Source organism: Pseudomonas sp. CP-1 (assembly GCF_021213715.1).
Classification (GTDB): Bacteria; Pseudomonadota; Gammaproteobacteria; order Pseudomonadales; family Pseudomonadaceae; genus Pseudomonas; species Pseudomonas aeruginosa.
In genome coordinates, this window is sequence record NZ_JAJQKY010000007.1 from 93,112 (window position 1) to 113,782 (window position 20,671).

Genomic DNA, 20,671 nt, shown 5'->3' on the forward strand with positions numbered 1-20,671 from the left:
AGCCGGGAACTGAATGGGGAATACTGTGTTTCGACGCCTTTCTTATCTGATCGCTGCATGTGAGGCGGAGGAGTGGCTACCAGGGCTTATCAGCAAACTCCTGGGCCAGGATCACGCCAACGAAATCGAGGTCGTTCTCGCGTCTGATGATGGTGTCGACCTACGTACCAGGCTGCCTAGCGATCCTCGTCTTGTACATTGTCCGCCAGCATTTAGAACCGGGCCGGCCGCGGCGCGCACAAGAGCACTTGTAGCTGCGTCAGGAAGTCACGTTGTTCAGATGGACGCAGATGATGATGTATCGGATGGGTTCGTCGAGGCCGTGATCTCGGCTTTGAAAGTAACCCCTGCTGTCGCTCTAAGGACTGTGTATGTCCGAGGAGGGGAGGAGGTGAAGCGCTTTCAGTCCCCAACGCTGGAGCTGGGCTCACTGTTGGATTTTTATGGCAGCGTCATTTGTGCGGCTCCCAGGAACTGGATCAGGCTCTATCCAGCGGCGATTGCTGAAGACGTAGTTGCGAGCATCGCATTTTTGCACCTAGCGGGAGGGCGGCTGCCAGTAGTGGATGCTGACTACAGAGTGAGGCTCCACCCACACTCCTTCTGTGCCCAGAATGCTTGCTCCTTCACCTCGGCTTATCGGTCAGGAGTGGTTCGTGCGGGTTGGCTGGCACAGGAAGTCGGCTGCCCAGGAATTGAGGCTGCACTGATCCGAATGTACCGCTCGCGGATTGCCATGAGCCGGGCCTACGATACGTTCTTGTTAGGTGGGGGAGAGGGGGACTATCACGACTTTGTGCAACAGCACCAAAATCACCCGGTCATGCCTGCTTGAACGATTAGGGGAGTGTGGGGCTCACGCCCCACAAGAACATGCCCGCTTACCCTTCTTTACGCTTGCGGGCGGCCTGATCATTCAAGGCTGACAGTCCACCGGCGAAGAACGCGCAGATCAGGGCAGCAATGGAGATGCCGACGATAATGTTGGACTCTGCCCAGTGTCCGTACTCCACAACGAAGAATTGAAGGCCGGAAGCGAGTAGGACAAAGGCGATGACAGCGAGAACGCGCAGAATCATGGGGTAGTACCTCTGTAAGATTTATCGAAATTCTCAAGCCGCTGCCGGTGTGCCAGGAGCACTCTCGTCATCATTTTTCACCGCCTGCCTGACCGCCCCTTCGTAGAAGCTCAATGCATCGCCTAGCGCCTGGATTCGAGCCGCCACCCGGGCTTCCCACCCGCCACATCCCTCTGGCTTGGTTTTGAGGAGGTGCAACGTTTGGACAACGAGTTCGCTGGACGACAAGTGGTCAGAGTTTTGATAGGAGAAAATCATCTTGTTGCTGAGCAGCAGCGCTTCCATTCGGTCATCGCTCACCTCAAGAGGAACTATCGGACCTCGAAAAGCAGGGTCAGGTCGGTAGAACGAAGCGATGCCGGCTACAGGCACTGCAGGAGTGCTCGTTACGCGCATTGTTGGGTAGATGCTTTCTGCGTAGACCAGCAGCGACTCCGGTGATGCTTTCGGTCCAGCGATATCATTGCCCAAGCAAACCAATCCGTTGCCGTCATAGGTTGCGACCTGAAGCACCTCTTGGCCGTAGTCCATCCAAACGAAACCGGAGGATTTCTGCCGTGCAGCGATATCGATTACCCGCGCTGGGATCGTGTTGATCTCGACAATTGGCTGGTCATAGGAAGGGCCAACAACGAAGTTTCGACGGAGGGCAAGAGCGGCGCTTTGAGTGCGGGGGCAGATAGAGCGGGAGGATGACATGAGGTGGCTCCAGTGAGTGACTGGAGCCATTACCCCATGAGGTCAGGCGTGGCAGAACCTAGGCAGCGGATCGAGCTGGTTGATCGAGCAGTTGAGCTTGGAGTGCTCCTCCTTGGTCAATAATCGCTTCAAGCAATGCGTTCACCTGGCGCGAGACATTCACCCACCACGCCAAGGCTGTGAGCAGCATGCTGTGGACACTCACCTCATGGGATTTGGCTTGCTCTGCCATTCGGTCCCGAATGTAAGGGGTGTAGCGCAGCATGGTCGAAATCTTGTCCGAAGCCAGGCCGGGCTCTTCGGTGACGACAGGCAGTTTTGCCAGAAGCACCGCGACGTCCGCTTCATCAAGTTGAGAAATCAGCATCTTGCGGATCACTGCGCAGCGTTTCTGGTGGTCAAGCCAAGAGATGAGGCCCATGACGCATTCTGCATTCATGCTCCTCCCATGCTGTTGGGCGAGGTCGGTGAGGCCTTCATGGCACTGGCTGTTGAGGCGGACCATGACTTTGGGGGCGGTACGGGAGTTGCTGTCCTTGTTCTTCATCGCTTCGTCCATACTCCTACTTCTGTGGTACCACGGCCAAGGGTGGCCGTGGTACGCATTGTGCCGGTCGAGCTGGCGGAGTGCCCGCCAAACATCTGAGCTGTAATCCAGGCTGAACTTAGCTCTGGTCGTAAACGGCGAGTCCTTCCACGGTATCGAACTGCTCGTCCAGGCGCACCCATCCGAGACGATTATGCGTATTGAGCCAGTGGCGGATGTCGCGCAGAGCTTGCGGGACGGTCTCAGGCAGGTCTTCGATGTAGAGGAACATTCCGTCCTGGTACACCGCACATACCAGCCAATCATTGTCGTCGCCGTGCTTGGCAAGCACGTCGAAAGTTTCCTTGTCCAGGTGCAGGCAGGATAGGCGCGTGACTTGAATTGTTGGTGCAGGCATCGGGCTAGTCTCAGTTGTTGGTTGGAGAGCAAGGGTCTTGAAAACCTTGTCTATGGAGGGTCAGTCCTGAAGACAGGGTTCCTTCTCAATCAGGCCCCCAATCGCATCAGCCACCCGCTGTTCTGCAAAGCTGTCTTTCGGCAGATGCTCCCAAATCTCGTCGAGTAGAGGGATGCAGGTCTTGACGTACGTTGGCTCGTACTTCCGGGTGGCCCGGAGGTGGAGGTACAGCGCTGAATGAACCTCTGCGACCTTGGGACTGGTGGATGCCAGGTTGGCCAGAGCTACCTCGAGCAGCGGCCGCGAGACAAGGATTGTTCTTGGACCTTGATCACTTGCAAGAGATGCAGTGATCTCCGAGTGGGCTGCGAGTAGCTGAGCGTTCAACCAGTCAGGATAGGCTTCCCCGGGCGGGCAATCCTCTCTGCGGAAACCTGGAGTGAGGATGTCGATGTTCCGGGCGGTTTTGTCCATCACGGCTGCAGGGGCATATCCGCAAACCGCGAAAGCCTGATTGATCAGTGGAAGGTTCGAACCGAACAGAAGGAAATCGCCATCCTCGTCTTGGTTCATCGCATCCACCAGACCTTGAAGCACCTCAAGGGCCAAATTCGACTGCGTTGCATTCATTGCGAGTGGTCCTTGCTACTTGATCAGAGGTGCTGGTGGTGAATTTCTACGTAGCGCTGCAGGTAAGCCTGCTTGCGGGTGGAATCGAGGCTTGGGAAGTGAGACCGATAGTGCAAGCCAACCCACTCTTGAAGTGCTTCTTCGCCGCCTCCCACGAATGAGTCATTGGGGGCGTTTACGGTGATCTCGATGTGATCGCCGCTATCGTCGAGTGAGTCCTCGGTCTTCAGCGACATATTGGTCGTGACGAAGCCATGCGCCGCAGCGAAGCTTGCAGCCCCGGCATGGCAGGCGCATTGGCTGAGCCCATACTTCTTGGCATTGGGGTAGCGGTAGAAAAACTGAATTGCGGCTGCGCCCCGCAGCTTCTGGGTATCGACCAGGACCTGGGCAGGGCCATCGGGAGTCAGCACATAGGCTTCAGCCATGACGGCATCATCGAGGCCGTCATCAGTGTTGAAGACGAGCGTGATTGGCGTAGTGGTCATCATGCCTCCTCTGGAGAGTGTCAAGCAGCGAGGCGCTGCAACAATGCGTTCTGAAGATCGGTTTCGGCTCGGATCACGTCTCGGATCGCCACCCTGGACGAAGGGCGGATGAATACGTGCTCAATGGCGGAGTGGATCAGGAAGTAAACAGGCTCCCCGCGGTAAACGCCCTTCCAGTAGGTGACGTGGTAATCGTCCCGCAGACGCAGTCCACGCCCGTAACCGAGCTGTTGCTCAAGTTCCTCAAGGCCGGTGACGTGCTTCGCCAGCGATTTGAAGGTGATCTTGCGCGCAGCCTCGACCAAGTCGCTGATGGCTTGTCCTTTTGATCGTGCGGACTCGCCGTCATGAAGGTCTATGCACCGCGTGTAGTATTCAAACGCCTGGTTGCTGGTGGACATGGAGATGCTCCCTTATTGGATTGGAGACATCTTCAAGCGCGTCAGGGCGTGCCAGAACCCCAGGCGGCTGAGCCGGGGGGACTCAAAGTTGAGTGATCGTCTGGTTCTCCACCTTGAGCCTTCCGGCGACGTTACCTCGACCGGAAATCCGGATTAGCTCCCAAACTTCGGAATGACTCGAGCTACTGGCATCGTCATCCAGCCTGTCGCAACGACCTAGGTAGAGGTTTCGGCTACCCAGGAACTCGGCGGTAACGGACTCGGCCGTGCGCTGGATGAAATTTCGAACCTGGATGCGTTCGCCGGCGAAGTCCAGGGATGAACCATGCTGTGCCACATAGGCTTCGAGTTGTGTGGAAGGCATTGAAGCTCCGGATAACAGTACGTACTGGCGGTGGCCAGTGTTCCGATTGTGGGAAGGGATTCAAGTGAAGTGAGGGTGCTGAAATTCAAGGCGGCCCTCATCCCGATGAATATCAAGGGTGTGATTGAGGAGAGTTGGCCAGGTTTGGTGCAGAACCCGGCCATTAGGGGAGGGGAAAATGCAGGGGGCAACAGCACGCGCTTGCTGCCCAAATGCATGTCAACACGCCAGAGTTAGTCCCAGCCGGCGTGCTCCACGGCCTTGTTGAAAGTATCCGCGACCAGGTGGGCCAGCTCCTCGTGCGTGTCTGCCTTCGGATGCTGCAGGCCGTCTGTAACGATGGCCTTGTGTTGCCAGGCCCAGGCCTTGCCCTTGTCGGCGAAGATGATTGCGCGAGCTTCGGCGATCCAGAATCGGAACTCAGCTCGCACTTGCTTGGGATCGTCATTGTCCGGAACCTTTGGAACCACCCAGGCGGAGAATTGGCGACTCCGGATCGAATCTACCCAGCGGAGGTCGTCCTCGATGTCCATTCGGAACAGGTAGGTATCAGGCAGGACAAGCTTCTGTTCCAGGATCGATTTGATCTTGCCGGCAACATAGCGCCCATGATCCTTGATGTTCCCCTTGAGTGCGTCACGAAGCTCCTGCTTCGAAAATCGGCCTGCCATGTGCGCAACGCACTGGCCATCCCGCATGACCGTAGTAAACCGACCGTCTTTGTTGAAGACGATGCGCGCTTTCTCATAGCTGTCGTGGAAATGGTCGCCGCAGATTGCTTCCAAGGCTGCGTAGGTGGCCTGCATGCTGGACAGGCCGATCATGTCCGCTTCCTTCTCGGTGATAGGTGCAGGTACGTTCATCTTCAGGTTCCCCGTGGTGTGTAATTGGAACCATCTTCCCCGCCGGTTGAGTGTGCCAGAAGCACTGTAATGGCCCGTTTTCCAACCCCTGTCTACCGAGGCAGGCGGTTGAAGATTGCACGTGAGCAGAGCGGGGGATGTTCTAGTCCCAAATGGGGAAGTGAACGGCAGGTTCAAATTCAGGCCCCCAAAGCAGGGACCGGAATGGCACGGGAGCCGCCAGGAAAGCATCGCGGAGTCGAGAATTGGTTCAACCTCACACAAGCCGACTCATTGAACCCGCTTGGTCACTTTTGATTGAACTGGTGTAGAAGGGCGCGGAGGTGGGCAGCCGCCTTTTGCTTCAGTGCCGAGAATTTGCATCGAAGGATGTGCAGCGGCAGATCGCCGATCAGACCGTCAATGAAAGCCAAAATCCAGTAGCGAATGTTGTCACACGAGGTCGGTGGCGGGTCTTTGTAGTGGCTATGGACTTCGGGGGCTACAGCAACGGCGTGAGCTGCATTGTCGAGAGCAAGGTGTAGCTTCTTGCAGATTTTCATGGCGGCACCAGTAGTGCGGCCTCAGAGAGGCCGCATAGGACTTAAGCCAGCTTTTGCTCTTGCTCGGAAAGGCTGGCGATGAAGCTAGGGCGGTTGAATATGCGCTGGCAATATTCGGAGATTCCGCGAACCTTTGTCAGGTTTATCCCAAGGGACTTTACCCGCCAAAGGAGAGGGGCGAGGGTGCAATCAGCGACCGAAAGTTCGTCGCTCATGAAGTATTTCTTCTGCTCAAAGAGCGGTGCCAGCGCCAGCAGAGTGCTTGCCAGTTCCTTGCGCGAATCGGAACAACCATCTTGGGTTTTGTCCAAGAGCGGATAGAGTTCCCGGTGGATACGGCGAGCCAGCATGCGGGTATGGGCGCGGGCAACGGTGGTGCTGGGTAAGAGCGCCGGATGCGGGTAGCGCTCCTCCAGATACTCGACAACCATGTCCACCTCATGAAGTGCGAGGTCGCGCTCAGCCAGCGCGGGTGCCTGCATCGTGGAACCGAACTGAGCCATCAATCGTGCATTGGCTGGTACTGCGACATCTAAGATGCGAGCGTCGATTGCCTTTTCTGCCAGCACCAATCGAACGATATGGGAGAGGTAGCAGGTGCTGTTGGAGAAGAAGGTTAGGGTGTTCAGTTTGCTCATGGCTTTTCCCCGAGGTGTTGTTTGCGATGGGGAAATTTTCAGCTTGGTTGGTGTGTGCCAGAACCATCCGCGAAAAATAATCCAATCAAAGCCGGGCAGCCAGTCGTAGCCTTTTCCCTTGGCAGAGCTGAATAAAGCTACCGATCATGGACGAGGCGCCATCCACCTCAACGTCGAATCCAGCCCGAAGATCAGTCCCGGATTTGCCGTACCGGAACCCAACAGTCCTGGCTCGCGAAATTGCCATCAATTGCTCTGCGGAAGGTTCTGTTGTGAATGTCAGGAATCCGTTCCGGAGCTCAGGATTCAATTCGGCCAAGGCTTGGCCGGTCGGAGCCCCATCGACAGTGAGTGTGATGGTATCCATTCTCCGGAGCAGCGAAGGGGAGTACCAGGACTTGAAAAGGGCAGCTAGTTCGACACTGGCATCTTGACTGCAGGCCAAGGCGATCTTACCTGTACCCTGCACCTTCTCCTGAGTCCCCACCAGTACGATGGCTCCCTGGACCTCTTCGATACCCCACCGCGCCGGCAGTTCACCCGCATTGATCAGGCCCAGGTCATAAGCCTCCTGCGGAGTCAGATACCGCATGCTCTCACTACCAGCCGAGACCATACGGTCCATTAGACTCAGGCTAACTCCCATTGCGCTGAGGTGAGTTGCGATCAGTGTCGACGCGACCTGCGCCAATGACAGGTCGTTTGCTTGCTGCCCGGCAGCCCGATAGAAACGGTGTACGCCCATCTTCGAATCCTCATCCAGGAAGCGAAAGCGCCCCCCAGCGAATGCAAATGGGCAACCGCTCTCACAGCGACCAGGTTGTGGAGTGCCCGCAGAGCCTCGTCGGCCTACTCTCGTTGAAAAGCCTCGTTCTCGAATGAGTTGGCCGAGTTCAATTGCGGCAACCAGGTCCCCGCCGAGCGAGTTGAAGTAGACCATTCCCAGGCCTGCCCCATTGAGATTGCCGACGCGCTTGAATGCTTCCACCGTTGGCTGATGGATATAGCCGTCGATGTAGATTTCAGGGAATCCGCCATCCTCAGACGGTTTGAGGAACGTCACTGCTGCAGGCTGAAGGCGCGGATCGTCCGCCGGCACCGGAGCGGGGGAGGCAGCCAAGTTGATGGAGATGCCGGCTAGAAGAATGGCGATGATGCTTTTCATGTTGTGGCCGTAGTAATTGATCGCATTCAGCATGCGTGCTTACGGCCAGTGCCAGAAGCGTAGCGATCCTGCCATTCAATACCCGGAAGCCCAAACCAAAGCCGCAGTCTGGAATCCATACCCTAGTTACCGTTGCCGACTGACATTCGGGTAGGAGTTGTCGGTGTCTGGAGCCTTGTTATGAGGTTGCATTCCCTATCGCTGTGAGATGATCGGTACATGGAGTGGGGACTGGGCGAACTGCCGTTATCCTGGCTCCCAGTTACTGAGGAAACCGCCGACTACTGACCCTCCAAGTCGCTGCCGAGCATGTTCAGCGAAATGCCTGGAGCGAGGCTTCTGGCAGATCAAGGTGGCACTCTCGGCGATCTCATCACATAGGAAAAAGCCAATGAGCATCGAGCGTGAAGAATTAGATGGTTTTGAGGTCGCTTACAGCGTACAGGTCGACAACAGTCGGATGCTTGAATTGTTAGTTGACGAGATTGAAACAGGTGACTGCTTCTGGCAGATCACGAATTCCTGCGGACAGATTCTGGACCGCTCCGATCGTTATGAGGATCAGGCGCACTGCCTCCGTGACGGTCTGAACAAATCGTTGGCATAGGAAAGCTCATGAGCACAAAAGAACCCGGATCTCTGGAAACCGAGGCATCACAGGCCGCGAAGGAATTGAGTTCAGTGTTGGCAATTGGTGGAGCTCTCACCATCGGCGATTTACCGATAATTCGCCGTCGATTGGATGAGGTCATCCAGGCAACGAATGCTGCCATTCAAGCGTGCGAACAGCATCAATCCGGCCAAACCGTAGAGTAGAAATTTTGACAGCCCAGCCTGGCCCCATCGAAAGTCGATGTAAGAGGATCTACCGAATGCCTGAACAAGCCAGCGGTTAGGCTGACTTTCGAATGCCAGTGGCCGTTGAGATAGGGAGCCTGGCCTCAGAAGGGCCAGGCGTGTTCTTGTGCATCGATCTGCTGAACAGGAATCAGCAGGCCTGAGGCTTGCTGTTCGAAAGTAGGGGAGAGGCCCTTACCCTTCGCCGCGGCCTTGGCCATAAGCTCCTCGTACCGGACGATGATGCTTTGTGCATCTCGATAGTTGATGGCCAAGCCAAGTTCATCGGCAACAGTGCATCGCACCTCGGCAAGCAGTTCGGCCTCCCCGTGGGTAGGTACCGCAACAGGCCATCCCTTCACATACAGCAAGTGCTTCGGAAGGCGAGCCTCCGCATTTTGGCGGGTGATGGCCTTACGCTTTGCATCCTCCAGAGCCTGGCGCATGTCTAGCGTCAAGAGATCAGGCCTCACGTCTCCCAGCCATTTACCGGATTGGAACGAGAAGGTGGATGCGATTTCGAGCCCGACCATTTCCCTGTAAATGTCGTGGTTCCCTTCATACCCAGTCGACGACTTCAGGTCCCCTGCCGAAGCAAGCACGCAAAATGCGCAACTAATCCTGGTCATGTTGTAGGTGGTGTAGCCGACGTGCCTGGCCAGTCCGTATGACTCGATGAAGTCGATCACCTCGTCCCGCTTCATATCGATGATCGCGTTCCAGGTCGCCCCCTCCTTACCCCGGGTGACCAGCGTGCTATCCGGCTTGCTTACGGGTTGCTTTGCCCGGTTCGCGCTTTCTTCGCGTCGCACACCCACCACGTTGATTACGTCCTGGCCGGGAAATCGTTTCTTGAGGGCGCTCGCAATCGGTTTTGCTTTCTTTTCGGAAGTGCAAAAACGCATCGAGGCAGTAGACCAGGGCAGGATCATCTGAACGCACTCGAGGTCGATGTAGCGCCTCACGTTGTTATCAAAGCGCGTCAACCAGCGATCCATCATGTCGCCGCTGCCGGTACGCACGACCAGAAGCTCCCATCCCAGGAACTCTGCCATCTCCTGGCACTTCGGAAGGCTCTGATCCCATTCAACACGGCCTAAGTCCGCATGCACGGCAATGCGGGGGCCGGTATGGCCGATCGAATTGAGATGTTCGTGTACGGCCAGTTGGCAAGCCTGACTGTCTTGGCCACCGCTGACTCCGACAGCAACTGCAGCATTCGCTGCCAGCAATCTGTCGATGTCAGGGGTGGTGCTGATGAAGCGGCGCAGGAAGGACATTTCGTTGATCCTGTGATGAAAGTGTTGGTCACAGGATCAAGGGGTTGGAAGTGTGCCAGAAGCAGGCCAGGGTTCAGACTGGCGTTTCTTCCTCGCCAGGTACCGGGATCGCGTCGATGTCCCTCGCAGCAAGAATCTGTCCCGATTCATCCATGAGAACTACTTGCGTGGGGGTCACCACAAGGCTGCCTTGTGGAACAGGCCGGTACCACAGGGTATCGTCGGGCGAAATCTTCATGAACCCGTAATGTCTGGGCTCAACCTTAAAGCGCCCACACTCGCTGAGCGTTGGGTCGCGGATCTCGAAGTCATCATGTTCGAAGTACAGGTCGCTGACCTCCCCGTAGGGTCTTAGGCGAATGTCGATGAGCTCAGGCTTGTTCAACTGCCGAACAACCCATCCCTCTCCTTCAAAGTCCCAACCTCGGGGATCTAGGCACCCGATCTCATCAACGTCGATCAGACCATCTTCATGGAGTGGTGCAGAGCAGACTTCACCTCCAACCATGAAGTTGACCTCTTTGAAGTGCGGGCTCTCTGGGCAGCGCAGGATGAGCCCGCGCCCCGGCCGGGCAATCAGAATGGCTTCGTTGCCCTTCCAGTAAGCCCGGAAATCCATGGAATCAGTGGTTAGAGGCGGGACAGAATGTGGTTCGCTGGAGTTGGGAAGTCTGTAGAACGGCATGGTCTAATCCTATTGGTAAGAGGCCAACAGGATCTCCCGCAGCTGCATGTGCCAGAAGCGGCTAGGCCACTCGCTCGAACGGATGTTCTGGGTCGCTTCCAAGTCCATCGTCGCCCACATATTCGGTGCCCATTATCAGCGAATAGGCAAGACGTGCGCGCTCGATCCTAGCGTCGGGCATTTCTAAAGTGTGGCGCTCACCAGTTGGGCTGATCAGCACCAGGGGATGAGCAAACGCTGGTAGACCGTAGCTGTCGGTCATCTCTTCCAGCTTGCCTCGACGCAGCATCCAGCCCTGGAACTGAACGATCCAGCCTTTCTCCCCGGTCTCATAGATCTGGCTGGGAGTGATATCGTCCAGGACGAATTCCCGTCCTAGCTCTACACGGGCAAGAAATTCATCCTTCAAGTCGAGTGAGTCGAACAATGGATGGCTGCTCGCATTGATGCTCTGCCGTCGACAGTAATCCGCAAGTTCCTGAATAGCCTTTCGAGCCAGGTCCAGGGTGGAGTAGTAACCTTGTAGGCGAGGCTCATACAGGCTTCCCGTCCCAAAAAGGTCAGAGTAGATCGCACGGCAGACGCGGAGCTGGGCACTGTGTAGTGCGGCGTTGAGCAACAGCGAAAATAACGGGCTGGGCATGCTTCACACCTCCTGCAGCGGCGTTGCGCAAAGATGAATCGACGTTACCCGATCTGGATAGATCTCTCGAACCTTGCGAACAATGCGCATTGCGCCTTGTGTCGTATCACATCCGTGGAACTGTTCGATTTCCGTGAGGTGGTAAGCGACTCGCTCCCTGCGGGCCTTTTCGCTGGGAGCGCAGGCTCGGATCAGATCGGCGTCATATCTTGCGGAAATGATGTCGTACCAATCCACCAGCTGGAACTCGAAAGCGACATCGACTGCCCTGCCGGTGGGTAGTGCCTCATCCCACGCATCTCTCCTGGTGTCCCACTCAGCTTCGCTGATTGTGTCAGGCCTGTCGGTTGAGTTCTGGTAGTGGTAGTCAGTGAATCCCGCGTCTTCAATCAGGCGAGCGAACGGCGCATGGTTGCGCCAATACGTCAGCATCAGAACATCACCGCGGAACGGCAAAACTGATACCGAACCTATGAAGTCCCAATTCATGGTTTTGATCGTATTGTCCTGATTACGGTAGGCGTCCTCGATCTGGCCTAACACATGGTTTCGGGACCAGCGATTGCGGTCCTCATCGACAAGGCAGTAGTTCTCCGCCAGGTCCCGGCCGAAGGCGAGCTTTCGAGCAATGACGGTAGCCACCGCCTTGCGAGCTTCCTGGATGAAAGCAGGGCATATCCGTACAAGCTCGGCAAGTGCCTGCTCCAGGGTTGCGCGGCGTTTGATCCGGCCGTGATTGATCTTGGTACTCATGAGGTGACTCCTTCAATCGATGTCCCATGGTGAGGCTGGACGGTGTGTGTCACCAGCCAAGTGGGTGGCCTATATTTCGTGGGCCATCGTCGGCTCAGTTCAGCAGGTGCAGCAGCAGCGAGAACGCCGGCACTCCAAGAACAATCATGAGGATCGTGGTGTACATGGAGGTAAGCCTCCAGATACGGCGGCCGTCCATTGTTGCCAACGCATCACTGCGCTTTCGAAGCCGTGGGGATCGAGCATCCAAGGTGTCGGCTCTCACCATCAGAGCCAGCAGTAGCAAAACCACGTTGTGCATGGCCAACAACACAACACCGAGGATGGGGCTTTGAGCTGCCAGGCCGGCCGAGGCGACGAACGCAAGTAGATGAGGCACGTTGTCGATCAGCTTTGCCAGACCTTTCGCAGGGGTGAATCCGAATCCTCGCTGAGCCGTTCGTTCGGTGCATACCCAACAAGCCAGCGATGCAGACGCCATGAAGATGGTCAGCATGAGCATTTCCTCTTGTCACACCAGTACCAGGACGCGGCCCTGATCGATCGCGAAGTCAACAATCTTGCTCCCTCGGTTACGAAGGGACAGCACACTCCAGGCTTCGGCGTTGGGACGCCCGATGACACGGGCGGGAATGTTCATCGCAATGAACTCCGCGCGTTTGGTTTTGAACGTGGCAAACAGACCAAGATCGCCCTCGCGGCGGATGTTTGAAACAGCAAATTCACGCCGGCCAACAGTGAGGTTCTGGGAATCGCCGATCAGCTCTTCGAGCTGGGATTTGGGCGGAATCGTAGAAATCATTCGAACGTACTCGTATTTGATCAGGTCTATGCTCGGGAGACCGAGCGCGTGCCGGAAGCCGTGAGCTAATCGGCCAGGGCCAGCACGTTGGCTGGCATGGTCTTGAGCAACGACTGCCCACCCTGGTTCTTGCCGTAGTTACAGCGGACAAAGACGCCCTTTGGGGTATCCCAAAAGCGAATGACCTTTGCCTTGTTCCCAGGAATGCTGTCGGCGAAGAAAATCCGGGTTTGCACGGCTAGCCCCCGGCGCAAACGAGCTACATCAAGAGCGGGGAGGTCGAGCGCTGGGTAGAGCGGGATCATTGCTCAGCACCATTTGCGCCGCAGACGAAGTCCTTCCAGGTTGCCCGGGTCAGGCGCTTGAGGTTTGCCGGATGCCCCTCACGGGAGAACGGGTAACGACGGTCCTCTGTCAGTCGATAACGACTGAGGGTAATCGTGTCTTTGCTGGTACTGAGACTGGTGCACCACCACACCTGCAGGTCCTGGAATCGAGGCATCATCAGGTCGGTGTCATCGCCGGGCACCAGCAGTGCGACACCTGGTGCAACCCGATTGTCTTTCAGGACTTCGGAAGTCGATATCGCAACCAGCGGGGCTTTGAATGGTTTGAAGTCGAAGGCCTTTTCCCACAGCCGGCAAAACGTTCCCCCTGCCAGGCATGCGGTGAAGTAGTTGTGGTCCGAGAAGGGGCGGAAAACGCCGACCGAAGTGGTCATCTGCAAACGTTTCATCGGCTCAACGTCATCCAGATCAAAGGCCATCTTGCCCTTGATCGCGATTTCCATCGCTTCATGGAGAAGTTTGGAGCGTTCCCGATCACCGACCGATTTGCCTATACCGTTGAAAGCGGCACGCATAAAGCCGAGGCCGGCGCTGACGGATGTGTTGTTCATGTGACTTCCTCAGTTGAGTGGACTGAGGAAATCTTCAGGGGGCTGACGGTGTGCCAGAACCGGCGCGGGAGAGAATGATCACTGATCTTGCAAGAAATCGATTTGCCGGTTGTTGAGGTCAGTCCTGGGGGCGTTAAGCGGGTGCCCGAGCTGGCGCTTGACCTCAGAGAGCCACGCTTTGTAAGGCCTGTTTGCGCGGTTTCCCCAGGGGTATGCCTCGGCGAGAGCCTTGCGCAATGCAGTCATGTCTTTCCGGCCAACGCGGTTGATGACTTCTGCCACTATCGGTGCCGCTCGATCTGCCCAGGACATGTTCACCTCACCATGCCGTTTTGTCCGCTGGGCGTGCCGCGGACAACTGGATACGGATGTCTTCTGCAAGGCTGATGAGACGGTTCCCTTCACCCTCAAGTTTCTGGGCTACTGCCTGGACCTGCTCAGCGGTGGCCACCTCATCCCTGCAGAATCCCTCATCTAGAAGCCACTGCTGGACCTTGGCGAACCCCTCTATTGAGAGGCTCATGCTACTTTTCCGCCGGCGGCGATGATCGCCTCCTTGATGGCATCCAGCTTGTCCTTCGGTGCCTGGACCGAGAGGAAAACCGTGTCTTGCTTCTTCTTCCAGCGCTTGAAGTAGGTTTCGAAGGAAACGTCGACAGAACCGTCATTCGACTGCACCCACCCAGCCATGATTCGAACCTGGTCCTCTGGCTTGAGGTCTTCGCCGATGGAGAAGGAGTCATTCATGACCTGGCCGTTAACTTCAAGCTCAAGCTCCTCATGCCAGACATCATCTTCACCATTCGGCTTCCAAAACCCGTCGTCGTTGTAGAAGGCCTTGAGTTCCGAGCCAGTCGTTTTGGTCGGCATTGTGATTACTCCGTTACGGACTGGATCGCGCCCAGTCGCTTTTCAATGGAAATTGCCTGCTGCTGGAGATCCAGTCCCTCGAGACCGAGCAGTCCGTTCTTCGCTGAGCCGAGCTTGGTCAGGGCCTCAACCAGCTCTGCAGCCTGGGCCTTGGCTTTCTCTAGGGTCGCCCGGTCCTGGGCGTTCAGCTTGCACATAGTTCACCTCTTGAATGAGCTACTTGGACTGCGGGCCTTCCAGCTCCAACAGTTCGGATTCGATGTTCGACCTTGCAATCGCTTCCCATGCGGCCGAGATTTCAGGGTGGCCGTACAGCGGGTGAGAGCTCAGCAGTCCCCGTAGGACGTCTGCACGTCCGGCACGGAAAAGGTCATCCGGTACCCAGGCAAATTCCTGTTGAACTGCCTGTTGGTAGGATTTATACGCCTGTGGTGGCTGTGCCAGAACCGCCAAATCAATGTCGAGCACCAGGCCGCAATCATCGGCCTGGGAGCCAGTCTGGTGGGTGGTCGCCATGATCATCGCTTCCACAGCTGGGGCGTACTCGGGAACGCCGGCAGCTGTGAGCAAGGCGATGGCGTACTGAGCGCTGCAAGCTTCATTGTCCACTCGGTGCGTGTCGTAGATCACGTCGTGAAGCCACAGCGCCAGTTCAACCAGGTGAGGTTTGTCGGCCAGATGACGCCAAGAGTCGAAGTGTTCAAGGCACGCGGCTATGTGTTCAAGGGTGTGGTAGTGCCGTCCGGGCTCGCTGTATTGCATACAGAGGTAGTCGAAGGCACCTGCAGCAGGTGCTGCGCCAAGCGCGCGCCAGAGCCGATGCCAACGATCTTCAAGCTCGGTGTGATTCAAAGGCATTTCCCTGCTACTCCAGGCGTTGTGTTGACATTGACGGATCATAACCTTGGGCATGGTAGGGAGCTTGCCGTACCGCACACCGTGAATTCTCCACGCCATGGCTAGTGACACCAGCCACGAACGAATTTCACAAACCTACTTTGGCGTGAGCCGCGGGAGCGGTGTTGTTACGGTTGCCCAGATTCTGGGAGAAATCGATGAAAACCGAATTCATGGGGGTGAGCTCCCAAGATTTGAGCGATGTCGTCAAACAGCAGATCCGGCCGTGGGTTCGAGGAGCTGATGACTGTGTAGTGCAGATGTTGCCGAGCAGAACTCAAAACCGAGTTGGCGAGTTGTACCGCCAGGCGGTAGAGCGATATCCGACGTACGAAATGGTGGTGCTCACCTGCTTTTGCGCTGCCATGCGCAGCGAGTTTGGAGATGAAGAAACCGCGAGCCAAGAGGCGATCGAAGCTTTTCAATATGCCCGGGAGAAGTACGGATACCGTAGTCCTCAAGAAGAGGCTGAGGATCAGGCAGGGGATCGAGAGGAGGGCATTTGCTCGCACGGACTTACCTGGCTGACGTGCCCCTGCGGATGCTTTGAGTTTTAAGAGGCCAATAAGATCGGGCCGCCATTAGGCGGCCCCTTTCGTGTCTGAGATTAGGCAGCCAATCCCAAGGCAGCCATGCGGATAGCGTTTTCGAACTGCTCCTCGATCCGCACCAGATCATCCGCAACCGACTTGTCCAAGCGCTCTTCGACGAAGCGGGGGAGGAAGAGGCTGTATGGTTTGCCTGGCTTCTTCGGACGCATGATCTGGTTGGATCGTACAGTGATGATCATCCCGCGCCACGTATCCCGATTGAGATGGATCTCTTCTCGTTTCTTCTTCTTGAAGCCGCTTACTCCTACAACCAGCTGGCCACAGGAGCTCTTGCAGAGCAGTGACCCGAAGGTCTTTGCGTTTGCTCCTTTACCAGGAAGGAAATCAACCACTTCAAGCTCGCAGGGGGCTTCGAGCTTCAGCTTGACCTGATCCTTGCTGGTACCGTCAAACCAGATAGCCTCGGGCTTCTTGATAATCGTGCCTTCCAGTCCGAGTTCAAGCTGCTCCACATAGTGGTCAATGGCCTCCTTAAAGGAGTACACGATGCGCGTCTCGATCATCGAGATCGCCGAGTGGGCGAGCGCCGTTACGAGATCGGTCAGCTGACCGAAGCGGTCCTTGTATGGGGTGTCGCAGCGCCCACCCTTCTTGACCGAGGCCAGCGGGATCTGATCCCACAATTTGATGATCGGCCGGCAGCCAAGGTCGAACTGGCCGCCCTGGACTACCGAGTTCAGCATGCCGTTGCCGACCTCACGGGGGAGAATCTTGCCGTCGCATTCGACGAGCAGCTCACCATGCGCTTGCCCGGTCGGAAGCTGACGAAGCCCGTCGAGCAGTTCTTGGAACGGTGCTCCAGGGAGAAGGGTGCCAGCGCGCGAGGTGAGGCTGACCTCATTGGCTTCGATCGTCACGTTGACGAACATGCCGTCGGCTTTGACCTGCGAGTAGATACCAGCAGCCCAGTTCCACTCCGAAAGATTGGTGTGGTGAGGGAGGCTGCAGCGCATGTAGCTGAACTCAGGAATAAGCCCGGAACAGACTTTGTTGACGCTGGTTTCGCTGAAGCCGGCGCGCGGGTCCTTGGAAAGGATGCGCCAGAGCAATTCAGAGGACTCTGGGTTCAAGGACGTCAATGCCCGAGTAACCGCCTCCTCAGCGCGGTGTCCGGTGAGGCCTCGGGCGGCCAATTGGTCGAGCATCGACCAGGTTTCCTGGCTGAACTCCTCGGCCCCGAACTGGCTAGCCCGGGCCGGGCGGATGCCAAAAGTGATGAATGGGTTGAGCATGTAGATCAGGACGCGCTGGAAGGCTTCGCTGTCGACGTGGGTCTTCAGTAGCGCCAGCTTGTCGTTGGTGCCAGGGGTATTCGCGATCTGCTCGAGGGCATGGTAGACGGTGGTGCTCATCACGGGCTGATTCTCCAGAGTGGTCTGCCTTAATTGTCCGGATGCTTGGGTTTCATTCCAGCGAAGTCCGGGGACTGATGACCATTCTTAAGGCGCAGGGGGTGTGCCAGAAGCGCCCGGAAAAAGCCCTCTACGCTGCATCAAAAAGGGAGAGCTGGGCAAAGGACTGCGGGTTGGCAGAACCTGTGTCTGGCTTCCTGGAGGCTTTCATTCGGGCCGGTGCAGTTGGTGCTGGCGCTACAGCACGATCGGGCACGGTCGCCAGCGTGGGTTCGCTCTGCGCTGGAGCCGGTGGCGGGATTAGTGCAGGAGGCGCGACTACAGCCTTGGACACGGAATTCTGCTCTGCCTCTGCCGGAGCGGCTGGGATTTCGGCAGGGTCTTGGGTGAAGTCGCACAAGACGATCTCGCAGATCGGACTGACGCCGTGCCATTCGTTCTTGTAGGCGGATGTGTCCAGGCCGCAATTATGGTCGAGCACGATACCGGTCTGACTCATGAACTTCTCACACTCCCGCGTAATCTCGACGCTATAGGAGCGTTGGCCCGAGTACCGGAATGGGGCGGATGTCTGCGGGATGATGAACACGCCGTGATCAGCGATCTTGGATGCGGCTTCGATGAGCTTGTACTCAAAACTTGCCCCTGTGTAGCGACCGTCGAACGCCTGGCCAGTCTTCACAGATCCAAAGGGTGGATTCGAAATCGCAGTACTGAAACGCCCCATATCCGGGATTGAAAACACATCGCTAACGATCCACTCCGCTTCTGGGAGCACTCGCTTCCCAACTTCAGCGTACTCAGGGTTAATCTCGACACACACGATACGCTTTGCACGCTCGCGGCAGGCGAAAGCCAGCCTCCCGATGCCTGCGCAAAGGTCAATCAAGGACTCACACTCCGGGACTTCGATGGAGAAATCGTTGGCCAGTCCCTCTGGCGTGAAGAATGCGCCGGCTAGACCATTCATGTTGGTCGCGGACTCATGGAAATGTTCCAAGATGAAATAGCGGTCCTCGAGACGCAGGCTCTTGTCCGAGTAAACCAGGTCGAGCGCCTGCTTGTGACGCTTCGCCGCTTCTTTGGATAACTTAGCCATTTCATCTCCTCATCGGCTCAGACGGTATGTGTCTGATTCGGGTGTGTATTTGATGAGGGAATTTTCTGACCAGGTAGGTCGTGCCACCATCACCCAGCACAAGGTCTCTATTGAGCACGCTAGAAGCTCGGGTGATGGCGGGTGAGGAGTCAGGGCGCGGTCATGTAGCCACTGACAAGCCAGGGTTCTTCCACTGAACGGCCTTGGGGATCAGGACCTGAAACTCGAAGCCAGGATCGACGGAGAATTTGATAGTGTCGCCGCGGTTTGCTGCCACCTGACGGGCGTACTCCAGAGCTCGATCGAACTCCAAAATGGAGAAGTAGGAGGAATCCTTAATGTTGGCGTTCAAGAAGTCTGTGCAATGGAGGGACGTACCGCCGTGGTTGTTTGACAGGCCGAAGGTCATCACCACATACATGGGTTCTCCGACCGGCAAAAACAGTTGGCCATCGATGATGATCCGATCGCGTGCCCACCTCTCCAGATATTCGTCAATCCCGGCCTTTCCCTGATAGGCGCCGATGTAGATTCCCTGTTCCCAATGGCTCAGCGTGACGCTTTCCGTCACCAGAGAGATCTCAGGCTCTGGCATGCGATGGGTCGCGTTCGGGCCTCCTTCCGCTTTGTTGTCCCGCGCGCCGGCGAAGAGCTTGCAGTTCGTCCAGAGGCAGCCCTCGAAAGTGCGGTATTCCACTGGATCGTGCCCCTGGTCGCTGTTGTTTCGGCTGATGATCGCCACCGGGGCTTGCTCCGGCGGGATTTCCCGAATTTCTACGGTGATCAGTCCGTCGTGCTCGCGGACTGTACGAGGCAGGCGGCAGCGAGGGGGCACGATGCTGTGGTTGTAGCTGTAGGTGAAGGTTACGTTCATCGCATGGCTCCTTATGAGATGGAGCCATGATCAGGGCTGGGCTGGTGTGCCAGAAGCCAGGTCCCGGTCAGGAATAGTTGTTCCTGCAGGGCTTCAAAATCGGATCTTCGGGGTCGACGCCGTTGGCGATGGCCATCTCTGCATAGCTGTCGAACAGATCGACTCCGCCGTCCGAAACCTGGTTCATGTCCAGTTCACCATTGATGAGATTTAACCGAACCGAGAGATTGTGATCGGCCCCCCTGAGGAGGAAGCCCGCGCAGGTAGTTGGCTTCTCCTTCCCGGTGGTATGGCAGCCAAAGGTTCGGTCGCTCATGTCATAGGCGGTTGCCGCGGAAAGTCGGAATGCCTCGGCCGGGAAGACTCCGACGGAATCACGCCTCCATGGGCAATCTTTGCAAGGGACCTTGCAGGCATGTTTGCGCCCGCTCTTGATGGTGACCACCTGGTGGTTCCAGTCAGCCCAGCGAGCATCGAGGACTTCTGGTTTGTTGTTCTTGGTAGTCATTGAAGGTACCGGTTCGGACGGCATGCAGTGATCAGGAGGGCAAGCGCGAGCAGTGCCAGGATAGCTGCCACACCTTGAATTTCAGTGGCAAAGGCTACTGGAAGAGTGTGGGCCAGCCAAGTCATGGCCAGCGCTGCGCAGATGAGGGATGCGAAGAGAGCGATTGGTAGAAGCATGGGCGACTCCCTGTTTGAAAGTCGCCAGTCTCAGGGGGCCGGCTGTGTGCCAGAATCCTCCCGGACAAAGGTCATGCAGTCATCTCTGCCTGGCTTTGCTAAGGGAGCTCCCGATCAGCATATTCTTCTTTGATCTTGTTCCTCATGTCCCGGACGTGAGCGTCAACAGTCGCCTGGTCACCTGCCACGTATGCAGCAGAAATGCTGTCTTTCGGGGCAAACACCATGGCGTCGAGGCCGAACTGGTCTGCAGTGATGTCTACGACGTGGATTCCGCCCTGATATTCGACTTCAACCCAGTAGTGGCCGTGCGGAACCCCATCAATAACCAGGCCACCATCCCTCTTACCGTCACCACCTCGAATAATTGGGTCCAGAGCGGCGAATTTTCGTAGCAGGGCCTCACAGAGGATGGCGGCGTAGAGGCAGGTACCGTTCGTACGCCCATGCCCGAGTGAGGAGTGCAGCATCGACTCGTACGTTGCTCTGACGCCTTTGAGGATCTGGTCCGGTTGCAGACTGGTCACCCACTTCTCCTGTAATGCTGTATTCACGTGGTAAGAGTGGTCGGGG

General features: G+C 56.8%; 33 protein-coding genes. 4 read left to right on the forward strand and 29 right to left on the reverse strand.

What is annotated here, in order from left to right; translation table 11 throughout:
* Positions 1-13: 13 nt before the first annotated feature.
* Complete coding sequence (locus tag LT948_RS15830) at positions 14-835, forward strand: glycosyltransferase family 2 protein (RefSeq protein WP_010792727.1); 822 nt, start codon at positions 14-16, stop codon at positions 833-835.
* 46 nt (positions 836-881) lie between these two features.
* Here LT948_RS15830 and LT948_RS15835 read toward each other — a convergent pair whose 3' ends face one another.
* The 12 genes from LT948_RS15835 to LT948_RS15890 form a co-directional block, all read right to left on the reverse strand.
* Positions 882-1,079: a hypothetical protein gene (locus tag LT948_RS15835; protein ID WP_010792728.1), complete on the reverse strand. Its 198-nt coding sequence runs from the start codon at positions 1,077-1,079 to the stop codon at positions 882-884.
* 33 nt (positions 1,080-1,112) lie between these two features.
* Positions 1,113-1,778 carry a hypothetical protein gene (locus LT948_RS15840; protein ID WP_010792729.1) on the reverse strand — a complete coding sequence of 222 codons (666 nt, stop codon included), beginning with the start codon at positions 1,776-1,778 and terminating at the stop codon, positions 1,113-1,115.
* 58 nt (positions 1,779-1,836) lie between these two features.
* Positions 1,837-2,337 carry an Arc family DNA-binding protein gene (locus tag LT948_RS15845; protein ID WP_019438019.1) on the reverse strand — a complete coding sequence of 167 codons (501 nt, stop codon included), beginning with the start codon at positions 2,335-2,337 and terminating at the stop codon, positions 1,837-1,839.
* A 106-nt stretch (positions 2,338-2,443) separates the two neighbouring features.
* On the reverse strand, positions 2,444-2,722 hold the full coding sequence (locus LT948_RS15850) for a DUF5983 family protein (RefSeq protein ID WP_010792731.1): 279 nt from the start codon (positions 2,720-2,722) through the stop codon (positions 2,444-2,446).
* Positions 2,723-2,782: 60 nt separating this feature from the next.
* On the reverse strand, positions 2,783-3,352 hold the full coding sequence (locus LT948_RS15855; protein ID WP_010792732.1) for a hypothetical protein: 570 nt from the start codon (positions 3,350-3,352) through the stop codon (positions 2,783-2,785).
* Positions 3,353-3,375: 23 nt separating this feature from the next.
* A complete protein-coding gene (locus LT948_RS15860) occupies positions 3,376-3,840 on the reverse strand; it encodes a hypothetical protein (protein ID WP_019438021.1) in 465 nt (154 codons plus the stop codon).
* Positions 3,841-3,860: 20 nt separating this feature from the next.
* Complete coding sequence (locus LT948_RS15865) at positions 3,861-4,241, reverse strand: hypothetical protein (protein ID WP_010792734.1); 381 nt, start codon at positions 4,239-4,241, stop codon at positions 3,861-3,863.
* 82 nt (positions 4,242-4,323) lie between these two features.
* On the reverse strand, positions 4,324-4,605 hold the full coding sequence (locus tag LT948_RS15870; RefSeq protein WP_010792735.1) for a hypothetical protein: 282 nt from the start codon (positions 4,603-4,605) through the stop codon (positions 4,324-4,326).
* Between the two features lie 233 nt (positions 4,606-4,838).
* The gene (locus LT948_RS15875) at positions 4,839-5,468 is read right to left on the reverse strand and encodes a hypothetical protein (protein WP_021018455.1); all 630 of its coding nucleotides are present in this window, start codon (positions 5,466-5,468) and stop codon (positions 4,839-4,841) included.
* A gap of 287 nt (positions 5,469-5,755) precedes the next feature.
* A complete protein-coding gene (locus LT948_RS15880; RefSeq protein WP_019438022.1) occupies positions 5,756-6,010 on the reverse strand; it encodes a hypothetical protein in 255 nt (84 codons plus the stop codon).
* A 41-nt stretch (positions 6,011-6,051) separates the two neighbouring features.
* Positions 6,052-6,648, reverse strand: coding sequence for a glutathione binding-like protein (locus LT948_RS15885; protein WP_010792737.1), 597 nt, complete (start codon positions 6,646-6,648; stop codon positions 6,052-6,054).
* Positions 6,649-6,733: 85 nt separating this feature from the next.
* Positions 6,734-7,846, reverse strand: a complete 1,113-nt coding sequence (locus LT948_RS15890) for a hypothetical protein (protein ID WP_038405156.1) — start codon at positions 7,844-7,846, stop codon at positions 6,734-6,736.
* 358 nt (positions 7,847-8,204) lie between these two features.
* Between LT948_RS15890 and LT948_RS15895 the strand changes: the two genes are divergently transcribed.
* A complete protein-coding gene (locus LT948_RS15895; protein ID WP_010792739.1) occupies positions 8,205-8,420 on the forward strand; it encodes a hypothetical protein in 216 nt (71 codons plus the stop codon).
* Positions 8,421-8,428: 8 nt separating this feature from the next.
* Positions 8,429-8,629, forward strand: a complete 201-nt coding sequence (locus LT948_RS15900) for a hypothetical protein (protein WP_021018457.1) — start codon at positions 8,429-8,431, stop codon at positions 8,627-8,629.
* 125 nt (positions 8,630-8,754) lie between these two features.
* Here the strand turns inward: LT948_RS15900 and LT948_RS15905 are convergent, their stop codons facing one another.
* From LT948_RS15905 to LT948_RS15960, 12 genes are all read right to left on the reverse strand, one after another.
* The gene (locus LT948_RS15905) at positions 8,755-9,930 is read right to left on the reverse strand and encodes a phosphoadenosine phosphosulfate reductase domain-containing protein (RefSeq protein WP_010792740.1); all 1,176 of its coding nucleotides are present in this window, start codon (positions 9,928-9,930) and stop codon (positions 8,755-8,757) included.
* 73 nt (positions 9,931-10,003) lie between these two features.
* Entirely contained in the window at positions 10,004-10,615 is a 612-nt protein-coding gene (locus LT948_RS15910; RefSeq protein WP_010792741.1) for a hypothetical protein, read from the reverse strand.
* A gap of 61 nt (positions 10,616-10,676) precedes the next feature.
* Positions 10,677-11,258, reverse strand: coding sequence for a hypothetical protein (locus LT948_RS15915; RefSeq protein WP_010792742.1), 582 nt, complete (start codon positions 11,256-11,258; stop codon positions 10,677-10,679).
* Between the two features lie 3 nt (positions 11,259-11,261).
* A complete protein-coding gene (locus LT948_RS15920) occupies positions 11,262-12,011 on the reverse strand; it encodes a hypothetical protein (RefSeq protein WP_232197092.1) in 750 nt (249 codons plus the stop codon).
* A 94-nt stretch (positions 12,012-12,105) separates the two neighbouring features.
* Positions 12,106-12,507, reverse strand: coding sequence for a hypothetical protein (locus LT948_RS15925; RefSeq protein WP_010792744.1), 402 nt, complete (start codon positions 12,505-12,507; stop codon positions 12,106-12,108).
* 15 nt (positions 12,508-12,522) lie between these two features.
* Complete coding sequence (locus LT948_RS15930; RefSeq protein WP_019484842.1) at positions 12,523-12,813, reverse strand: hypothetical protein; 291 nt, start codon at positions 12,811-12,813, stop codon at positions 12,523-12,525.
* A gap of 65 nt (positions 12,814-12,878) precedes the next feature.
* Entirely contained in the window at positions 12,879-13,118 is a 240-nt protein-coding gene (locus LT948_RS15935) for a hypothetical protein (protein WP_010792746.1), read from the reverse strand.
* Positions 13,115-13,711, reverse strand: a complete 597-nt coding sequence (locus tag LT948_RS15940; protein WP_010792747.1) for a hypothetical protein — start codon at positions 13,709-13,711, stop codon at positions 13,115-13,117. The genes LT948_RS15935 and LT948_RS15940 overlap by 4 nt, the downstream gene beginning before the upstream one ends.
* 319 nt (positions 13,712-14,030) lie before the next feature.
* Positions 14,031-14,234 (reverse strand): hypothetical protein, encoded by a 204-nt coding sequence (locus LT948_RS15945; RefSeq protein WP_010792749.1) that lies wholly within the window; start codon positions 14,232-14,234, stop codon positions 14,031-14,033.
* Complete coding sequence (locus LT948_RS15950; protein ID WP_010792750.1) at positions 14,231-14,581, reverse strand: hypothetical protein; 351 nt, start codon at positions 14,579-14,581, stop codon at positions 14,231-14,233. Before LT948_RS15950 ends, LT948_RS15945 begins: the two co-directional genes overlap by 4 nt.
* Before the next feature lie 5 nt (positions 14,582-14,586).
* Complete coding sequence (locus LT948_RS15955) at positions 14,587-14,778, reverse strand: hypothetical protein (RefSeq protein ID WP_010792751.1); 192 nt, start codon at positions 14,776-14,778, stop codon at positions 14,587-14,589.
* A gap of 19 nt (positions 14,779-14,797) precedes the next feature.
* Entirely contained in the window at positions 14,798-15,439 is a 642-nt protein-coding gene (locus tag LT948_RS15960; protein ID WP_010792752.1) for an HD domain-containing protein, read from the reverse strand.
* A 197-nt stretch (positions 15,440-15,636) separates the two neighbouring features.
* Here LT948_RS15960 and LT948_RS15965 point away from each other — a divergent pair, with 197 nt between their 5' ends.
* Positions 15,637-16,035: a hypothetical protein gene (locus tag LT948_RS15965; RefSeq protein WP_052437132.1), complete on the forward strand. Its 399-nt coding sequence runs from the start codon at positions 15,637-15,639 to the stop codon at positions 16,033-16,035.
* 50 nt (positions 16,036-16,085) lie between these two features.
* Here the strand turns inward: LT948_RS15965 and LT948_RS15970 are convergent, their stop codons facing one another.
* The 5 genes from LT948_RS15970 to LT948_RS15990 all read right to left on the reverse strand — a co-directional run bounded on the left by LT948_RS15970 (position 16,086) and on the right by LT948_RS15990 (position 20,625).
* The gene (locus LT948_RS15970; protein WP_019484834.1) at positions 16,086-17,441 is read right to left on the reverse strand and encodes an ATP-dependent DNA ligase; all 1,356 of its coding nucleotides are present in this window, start codon (positions 17,439-17,441) and stop codon (positions 16,086-16,088) included.
* Positions 17,442-17,571: 130 nt separating this feature from the next.
* Positions 17,572-18,540 carry a methyltransferase gene (locus LT948_RS15975; protein ID WP_021018460.1) on the reverse strand — a complete coding sequence of 323 codons (969 nt, stop codon included), beginning with the start codon at positions 18,538-18,540 and terminating at the stop codon, positions 17,572-17,574.
* Between the two features lie 160 nt (positions 18,541-18,700).
* A complete protein-coding gene (locus tag LT948_RS15980) occupies positions 18,701-19,414 on the reverse strand; it encodes a hypothetical protein (RefSeq protein ID WP_010792755.1) in 714 nt (237 codons plus the stop codon).
* 67 nt (positions 19,415-19,481) lie between these two features.
* Positions 19,482-19,922 carry a DUF6283 family protein gene (locus LT948_RS15985; RefSeq protein WP_010792756.1) on the reverse strand — a complete coding sequence of 147 codons (441 nt, stop codon included), beginning with the start codon at positions 19,920-19,922 and terminating at the stop codon, positions 19,482-19,484.
* Between the two features lie 274 nt (positions 19,923-20,196).
* The gene (locus LT948_RS15990; RefSeq protein WP_010792757.1) at positions 20,197-20,625 is read right to left on the reverse strand and encodes a hypothetical protein; all 429 of its coding nucleotides are present in this window, start codon (positions 20,623-20,625) and stop codon (positions 20,197-20,199) included.
* Between the last annotated feature and the right edge of the window lie 46 nt (positions 20,626-20,671).